Origin of the sequence: Oceanispirochaeta sp. (assembly GCF_027859075.1) — a bacterium.
Classification (GTDB): Bacteria; Spirochaetota; Spirochaetia; order DSM-2461; family DSM-2461; genus Oceanispirochaeta.
Genome location: NZ_JAQIBL010000210.1, coordinates 24569 through 30886, shown reverse-complemented (window position 1 = coordinate 30886; position 6318 = coordinate 24569). Strand labels below are relative to the sequence as shown.

Here is a 6318-nt window from a genome sequence, read left to right as displayed (position 1 = left end):
AAAAAAGAGCGGCCCCGGGTGAGCATATAGGATAATTCCCTATGCCTTTTTTCATATATCAGGAGATTCCTTTCGGCTGTATCTGAGAGGTTTTCCCAGTCTCGTCCCGAGCTTTTCATAAGGGTTGTCAAATCATAAAGGGTATAGAAGACATGCTCCATGATGGGCAGTCTGGACCGCAGACGGATGATGCCGTTGCTTAGAGCTATTTTATCTTTTGTGGCATCTCCCATGGAAATGGTCCGGCCCTCGTCAATGATTGTTTCCCATCGTGTGAAAATTTCCTGTTTGGAATTGAGTTCCGAATAAGATTCCAAAAATCCGGGAGCAACCTGAAGATAAAGATTGGCATAATGTTCCAAAGACATGGTTCCATTGATAGACAGGGCTTCCAATCGGGCCCTTTTCCAGTCATTGATATATTGATCTATTTTTTCTTTGGGAACAGCGTTCACCCTGTGCTGTCCTGATGGATTTGTTTCATAAACCTTGCCGGGCTGAATATAAGAATCTTCTCCCTCTGTGGTGCAGACTACCTTACCTTCCCGACAGGTTACGAGGAGGGCTGTGTCGGGAGAAGTGGTCACGGTGAAGGTTGTTCCCCTGATACCCATAACCGAGGAATCTGTTTTAATGTTAAAATCTCCCCCCTGGATCAGGGTGGCAGCTTTTGTTTGTACTGAGCCTCTATAGAGGGTCAGGGATGTTTCAGGGTTTTGTTTTCTGAGAGCATGCTCCAGAAAGAGCGTCGTGCCTTCCAGGACTTTCACAGACAGATCAGCTGATACAGGCGTCTGTATTGACAATTCGACATACCCATCCCGTCCTGTCTGCAGGATATCATGAGAAAAAAGTTCGGTTCCATAATCGATTTCTGATTCCTCAAGAAAAACACCATTTCTGGAAATGAGGACTTCACCGTCAAAATCGACAATGACAGCAGATACGCCACCCCAGACCGGGAGGGATAATACAAGGAGACTAATCATTATAAGCAGGATTCGAGTAGTTTTATTCATTTTCTCCCTGGAGGAACACTCTTCTACTATAAACCGCAATGGACTGTTTATCAATTTACCTCTGCGGGAATATGACATTTTTTAGTAATCTGTCGTGGAGCAAATAAAAACCGCTTCCGGCAAGGAAACGGTTTTGGTATGATTCTGTTAAAATCTACTCTGCAGTAGCAGAAGACTTGACGGGGTCGGAAGCTAAGCTGGATTCCAGCATCTTGAGCGCTTCGTCTGCTTTGAATTCTGCAAAGGCTGCATCTTCGTTTCTGGTAAAGACCTTGGCAACGTCTTCTGTAAAGTTACCCTTGGGATAGGATACCATGGCAAACCAGTTGCCGTCAGTGGCTGCGTAAACCTTATCGGTTACTGAGTTTCTCAGTTCAACATCGGCTATCTGCTTTGTGATCGATTCAACAAAGTTAATGGTTTGTGTATTATCTGGAGTTCCGGATTCCTGGATATAGTCTGTCATCATGGACTGGACTCGTGTACTGACCTGGAGGGCCACATCTTTTCTTGCCCGGGCGATGGCCGTATCTCTGGACAGGCTGTCAGAAGACATTTTAGCCATTCCTAGACCGTAGATAACATCCTCCGAAGAGGGAGGATTCAGAAACCAGTCAGGAAGGTCTCTTCTTTCTTTAACTTTTTCCCCGCGACCGGAGGCACATCCGACCAGTAGGACCAGAGCCAGCAGGGCACTTATAATAACTAAATTCTTTTTCATGCATTTTCTCCTTAAACTCAATTTGTTTCATGTCAAACTTGAGCTTCTATACAGATGCAACATAGTAAACTGCGCACACTGTTCAGTAAATAGTATATCTTTATTTGATTCATATATCCAAAAAAATATGAATTTATTTTTGAACAGTTCCTGAATCTGGATGAACCAATCCCAGAGACTGTGTCATGAGTGTAGAGCCTGTATTAAACCTGAAAAAGTGGGTGCGGGCAGATTTATTTCAAAGCACCTCTGTCCCACGTTCTCGGGGTAGTGGGCATCAGAACCGGTTATCTCAAAATAACGGCCACCGTTTAAATCAGAAGGCCTGTTCATTACCTCCACCGCATCATAGTCATTGTCCGGTAGAAAGCCCAGTTGACTCTTGATACTGAACGCGGCTCTGTCGATATGAGCCGGAATGAACAGGCCATCCTGGTCGTGAACCATGGTAATCAGCTCCTCAATGGAGAAATCAACGGCTCCTCCGGCCAGATGCATCTCCAGCTCACCCAGAATGTTTTCATTTTCATCCACGATGATCTGGTCTCCCATCTTCTCGGGATTGTTAGGTATGGACATCAGGTTTTCATAGATGATGTAACCAAATTGAACCGCCGTTTTCAGATTGCCGAAGAGACAGAGGAGGTGAGCCTCTTCTCGGCTTGTCACTTCTAATCCAAAGACAGGAAGAATCCCGTTCCGGCGGCAGCAAATATCAAAGGCGGGGAGGTTGTCTCCTGCATTATGGTCTGTCAGGGCCAGCATTCCAATACCCCGGGCTGTTGCTTCTTTGACGAGTCGGGAAGGAGACATTTCAAGGCTGGCGCAGGGGCTGAGACATGAGTGGTTGTGCAGATCGATGAGCATCAGAGCAATTCGTGGACCTTCCAGGATGCGTTGAACTGATTGTCCTTTGTCCGGAAGACCGATATGCCTTCCTCCCCGGCCGATTTGAGCATATCATCGGGAGTCGGGCGGTTATTGCAGATGAGCAGGGCATGGATTCCTGCCAGGGACGCAACGGCAACCGTGTTTTTATGCGCCTGAATCGTTATCAATACCGAGTCTTCCGGTGCATTTCCCATCACATCACTCAGTAGATCGGAGCAGTAGGCATCCAGGAGTTCTTCTTCATTTCCATTGGAAACAAGGCATTCGTAGCTCAATTTATCAGTCAGATCTTTAACCTTCATTTTATTCTCCTCATACTACTAAAGCCCTAAAGTGCTTTAGTGATTATTCGCTCAGGGCCTAAGGGCCTTCATTTTCTCTGTTGTGGGTGTAAATCAGTGATGTCGCGGTGGTTCCTTCACCCGGGACTGATACAATATTGAATTCGTCGGATACTCTTTTTACATTGGGAAGCCCCATTCCAGCCCCGAATCCCAGGGATCGTATCCAGTCATTGGCGGTGGAAAAGCCTTCGGTGAGAGCATCTTCCAATTTTTCTATTCCAGGACCCCGGTCGGCCGCCTCGATAGTCACAGAATCGGGACTGATCTTAAAGGACATGCGCCCTCCAAGGGAATGAACGACCTGGTTGATTTCCAGCTCGTAAGACGCCACGGCAATCCGACGGATGACCTTTCTATCAATGTTTCTTTTTTTTAAGGCTTTTTTTATCTCTGTAGAGGCTTTACCGGCATTCTCAAAGTCATAGCTGTGACATATAAAACTCATTTCTTTGTTACCGCTGACTTCCGGTTCATTCTGAGGGACCATTTCTTCCAGACGGGTCATTTCCCGGTTCATCTCCAGGAGTAGATGGTTCACAATATCACGGCTTGTAATGATTCCCACCAGTTCTCTGTGCATATTCAGCACCGGGAACCGACCATAGTGATATTTATCCATGTAGTTGATGGCGAAGGAAAGGGGCATATCCTCTTCCAGGACGATCACATTTTTTGTCATATGTTTGGAGGCTGGTTCTTCAATAAGTCCACTGTCCATTGTAGACAGGATATCCTCCATGCTGACAATGCCGCAGAGACGGGATCCCTCTGCGATAGGAACCCCGGTGATGCGCTCTGCTTTCATGATCTTCTGAATGTCTCTCATGGAGCATGATTTGCATGATGTTTTGATGTTTCTGGTCATAACATTTTTGATTTTCAGTCTGAAAATCATTTCCAGAATGACCGATGGAGAATTGTCGGTGTTAAATGGGATTCCCTGCATAGTTTTAGTGTAATCAAATCAGGGGCAAAGTCAATCGAAACGTGGGCCGGGGGAACCGGCTGTTGTGGTTGAGTGAAAAATTAAACTCCCTGCATAATCTGGCTTTTTTCACTGATCAGAAAAAAGAGATTTTCTATTTCAAGGCAGATGTTTACATTTTGAATCCTTTGATTATCTGTGCTCTTCAGCTCTACAGGAGTGAAATTCAGGACTCCCTGTATCCCGCAGTCCAGAAGAAGATCCCGGGTATGAGACGCCGCACCGGCGGGGACGCAGAGTACAGCTACCCTGATTTCATGCTGGGTAACATAATTGGACAGGACTTCCATGGAGTAGATGGGGATGCCGTTGATTTCGGCTTCCCGGGGATTGATATCAAATCCGGCAGTTATATTGATTCCTTCTTTGTAAAAAGCCTCATGCTTGATCAAGGCCTTTCCCAGGTTACCACAGCCAATGATGACCACGTCCTGAAGTTCACTTGTCCCCAGTATATTGTTCAGAGACTCAATCATATCATTGATGTTGTATCCACCCTTTCTGTTTCCCTGGTTGAGGTTCATTCTTGACAGATCTTTCCGGACAAGGGAGGGCGTGATGCCGATGGCATCACCCAGATTGCTTGAAAAAACTTTTTCCAGGCCTAATGACTTGAGCTGAATAAGTATTCTTTTATACTTGATGAGACGTGTTGTGTAATCGTTACTACTCTTCATGTATTTATATTGTGACAGAAATCACAATAAATGTAAAATAGGGGAAGCTAATCATTTTTAATCACAAAAAAACTCATAAATTATTGAATTTCTGAAGCCCTTTCAATATAATAGCCAAATCAGTATTTTTATATAGATTAATAAGGGAGGTTCCATGCCTGTTGAAACAGAAGAACTGAAAATGACCGATGGTCTGCTCAGTTTTATCAATGAGTGGAAAGAAAAACCCGGAAACCTGATTATGGTTCTCCACAGGGTACAGGAAGAGTACGGCTACATACCCCGAAACATCGCTTTCGAATTGGGAAAATTGTTGGATGTACCTTTAGCAAAGATTTACGGTGTTGTCACCTTTTACCATTATTTCAAACTGGAAAAACCCGGTAAGCATACGATCTCCGTCTGTATGGGTACGGCTTGTTACCTGAAGGGCGGAAAGGATCTGGTCTCAGAGCTTGAACAGCTTTTGGGTATTGGCTGCGGCGGTACAACCGAAGATATGCAGTTTTCTTTACAAGCGGTTCGCTGCATTGGATGCTGCGGTCTTGCCCCGGTATTAACAGTAGGACAAGAGGTCTTTGGTAAACTGACTGCAGATATGCTTCCAGGGATTGTTGCAAAATTCAAATAAACGGAAGTATCCTGATGCACTATTCATTGAGTGACATGATTCTGGACCTTTTTCAGAATTCCATTGAGGCTGGTGCCCAAAGGATTCACCTTGATATTGTTCGGGAAGCAGAAGAACTGAAAGTCTGCCTGAAAGATGACGGCTGCGGAATGACAGAAGGTGAACTGGAAAAATCAAAGGATCCATTTCATAGCGACGGAATCAAGCACAAGCACCGGAAGGTCGGGCTTGGAATTCCCTTTCTGATACAGACAGTAGAGCAGGCTGAGGGCAGCTTTGAGATACAATCAGAGAAGGGCAAGGGAACTTTGTTCAGCATACGGTTCAATCTTGGGAATATAGATACTCCCCCTGAGGGAGATTGGGCGGGGCTGTTTTTCCAGGCTCTCTGTTTCGATGGGGAATACGAACTGATAATTAATCGGAAGATTATAGGTGAAGAAGGAAAGGTCGGTGAATATTTACTGCAGAGGAGCGAGCTGCAGGACATATTGGGTAACTTCAATGAATCGGGTGCTATGATTTTATTACGGGACTATCTGAAATCACAGGAAGAAGAACTGCTGGATCAATAAAAACAGCAAGGCCCTTAGGGCTAAACTGGAAAAGCACCTGGGCCCTTAGGCCTTGGTAGACCAATAGTGGAGTAAAACAATGGCAAAAATGACCCTTGAAGAACTACGGAAACTCCGCAGCTCCCAGAAATCTGAGATGGAGCGCAGAGACGTAGAAGGAAAAGAAATTCATATTATTGTAGGAATGGGAACCTGTGGTATCGCAGCTGGTGCAAAAATGGCTCTGGACAGTTTTCTGGATACAATCAAAAGTAATAATTTAACAGACGTTGTCGTTAAGCAGACCGGATGTATGGGGCTCTGCTACAGTGAGCCCACTGTAGAAGTCAAGGTTCCCGGAATGCCTGATATCATCTATGGAAATGTGGATGCAGCTGTGGCAAAAGAAATTGTCGAAAAGCACATTATGCATAAAAAAATGGTTGAAAACCATATTCAGGATAAGCCCGCCGGCGACATCATCAAATAGGAAAAG

Annotated in this window: 9 protein-coding genes; 3 read left to right on the top strand and 6 right to left on the bottom strand. The window is 45.1% G+C overall.

All coding sequences use genetic code 11. The annotated features are described in order from the left end of the window. The 6 genes from PF479_RS11830 to PF479_RS11805 all read right to left on the bottom strand — a co-directional run. On the bottom strand, positions 1–1019 hold a 1019-nt coding region (locus PF479_RS11830; RefSeq protein WP_298006729.1), incomplete at its 3' end, for a FecR domain-containing protein. 154 nt (positions 1020–1173) lie between these two features. Beyond that, positions 1174–1740 (bottom strand): LPP20 family lipoprotein, encoded by a 567-nt coding sequence (locus PF479_RS11825; RefSeq protein ID WP_298006728.1) that lies wholly within the window; start codon positions 1738–1740, stop codon positions 1174–1176. A gap of 183 nt (positions 1741–1923) precedes the next feature. Next, complete coding sequence (locus tag PF479_RS11820; RefSeq protein WP_298006725.1) at positions 1924–2607, bottom strand: PHP domain-containing protein; 684 nt, start codon at positions 2605–2607, stop codon at positions 1924–1926. Beyond that, entirely contained in the window at positions 2607–2933 is a 327-nt protein-coding gene (locus tag PF479_RS11815; RefSeq protein WP_298006723.1) for an iron-sulfur binding hydrogenase, read from the bottom strand. The genes PF479_RS11820 and PF479_RS11815 overlap by 1 nt, the downstream gene beginning before the upstream one ends. Before the next feature lie 58 nt (positions 2934–2991). Then, positions 2992–3921 (bottom strand): CBS domain-containing protein, encoded by a 930-nt coding sequence (locus PF479_RS11810; RefSeq protein WP_298006720.1) that lies wholly within the window; start codon positions 3919–3921, stop codon positions 2992–2994. An 80-nt stretch (positions 3922–4001) separates the two neighbouring features. Then, on the bottom strand, positions 4002–4637 hold the full coding sequence (locus tag PF479_RS11805; protein ID WP_298006717.1) for a redox-sensing transcriptional repressor Rex: 636 nt from the start codon (positions 4635–4637) through the stop codon (positions 4002–4004). Between the two features lie 154 nt (positions 4638–4791). Here PF479_RS11805 and PF479_RS11800 point away from each other — a divergent pair, with 154 nt between their 5' ends. From PF479_RS11800 to PF479_RS11790, 3 genes are all read left to right on the top strand, one after another. Further along, positions 4792–5268 carry an NAD(P)H-dependent oxidoreductase subunit E gene (locus PF479_RS11800; RefSeq protein ID WP_298006715.1) on the top strand — a complete coding sequence of 159 codons (477 nt, stop codon included), beginning with the start codon at positions 4792–4794 and terminating at the stop codon, positions 5266–5268. 14 nt (positions 5269–5282) lie between these two features. Further along, positions 5283–5843 carry a sensor histidine kinase gene (locus PF479_RS11795; RefSeq protein ID WP_298006711.1) on the top strand — a complete coding sequence of 187 codons (561 nt, stop codon included), beginning with the start codon at positions 5283–5285 and terminating at the stop codon, positions 5841–5843. 79 nt (positions 5844–5922) lie between these two features. Continuing rightward, positions 5923–6312, top strand: coding sequence for a (2Fe-2S) ferredoxin domain-containing protein (locus PF479_RS11790; RefSeq protein WP_298006708.1), 390 nt, complete (start codon positions 5923–5925; stop codon positions 6310–6312). The last annotated feature ends 6 nt before the right edge of the window (positions 6313–6318 follow it).

What these genes read in the sequence shown, in the direction of transcription:
- PF479_RS11795 (WP_298006711.1), top strand. Translation starts at nt 5,283, where the DNA reads ATGCACTATTCATTGAGTGACATGATTCTGGACCTTTTTCAGAATTCC.
- PF479_RS11800 (WP_298006715.1), top strand. Translation starts at nt 4,792, where the DNA reads ATGCCTGTTGAAACAGAAGAACTGAAAATGACCGATGGTCTGCTCAGT.
- PF479_RS11810 (WP_298006720.1), bottom strand. Translation starts at nt 3,921, where the DNA reads ATGCAGGGAATCCCATTTAACACCGACAATTCTCCATCGGTCATTCTG.
- PF479_RS11820 (WP_298006725.1), bottom strand. Translation starts at nt 2,607, where the DNA reads ATGCTCATCGATCTGCACAACCACTCATGTCTCAGCCCCTGCGCCAGC.
- PF479_RS11825 (WP_298006728.1), bottom strand. Translation starts at nt 1,740, where the DNA reads ATGAAAAAGAATTTAGTTATTATAAGTGCCCTGCTGGCTCTGGTCCTA.
- PF479_RS11790 (WP_298006708.1), top strand. Translation starts at nt 5,923, where the DNA reads ATGGCAAAAATGACCCTTGAAGAACTACGGAAACTCCGCAGCTCCCAG.
- PF479_RS11805 (WP_298006717.1), bottom strand. Translation starts at nt 4,637, where the DNA reads ATGAAGAGTAGTAACGATTACACAACACGTCTCATCAAGTATAAAAGA.
- PF479_RS11815 (WP_298006723.1), bottom strand. Translation starts at nt 2,933, where the DNA reads ATGAAGGTTAAAGATCTGACTGATAAATTGAGCTACGAATGCCTTGTT.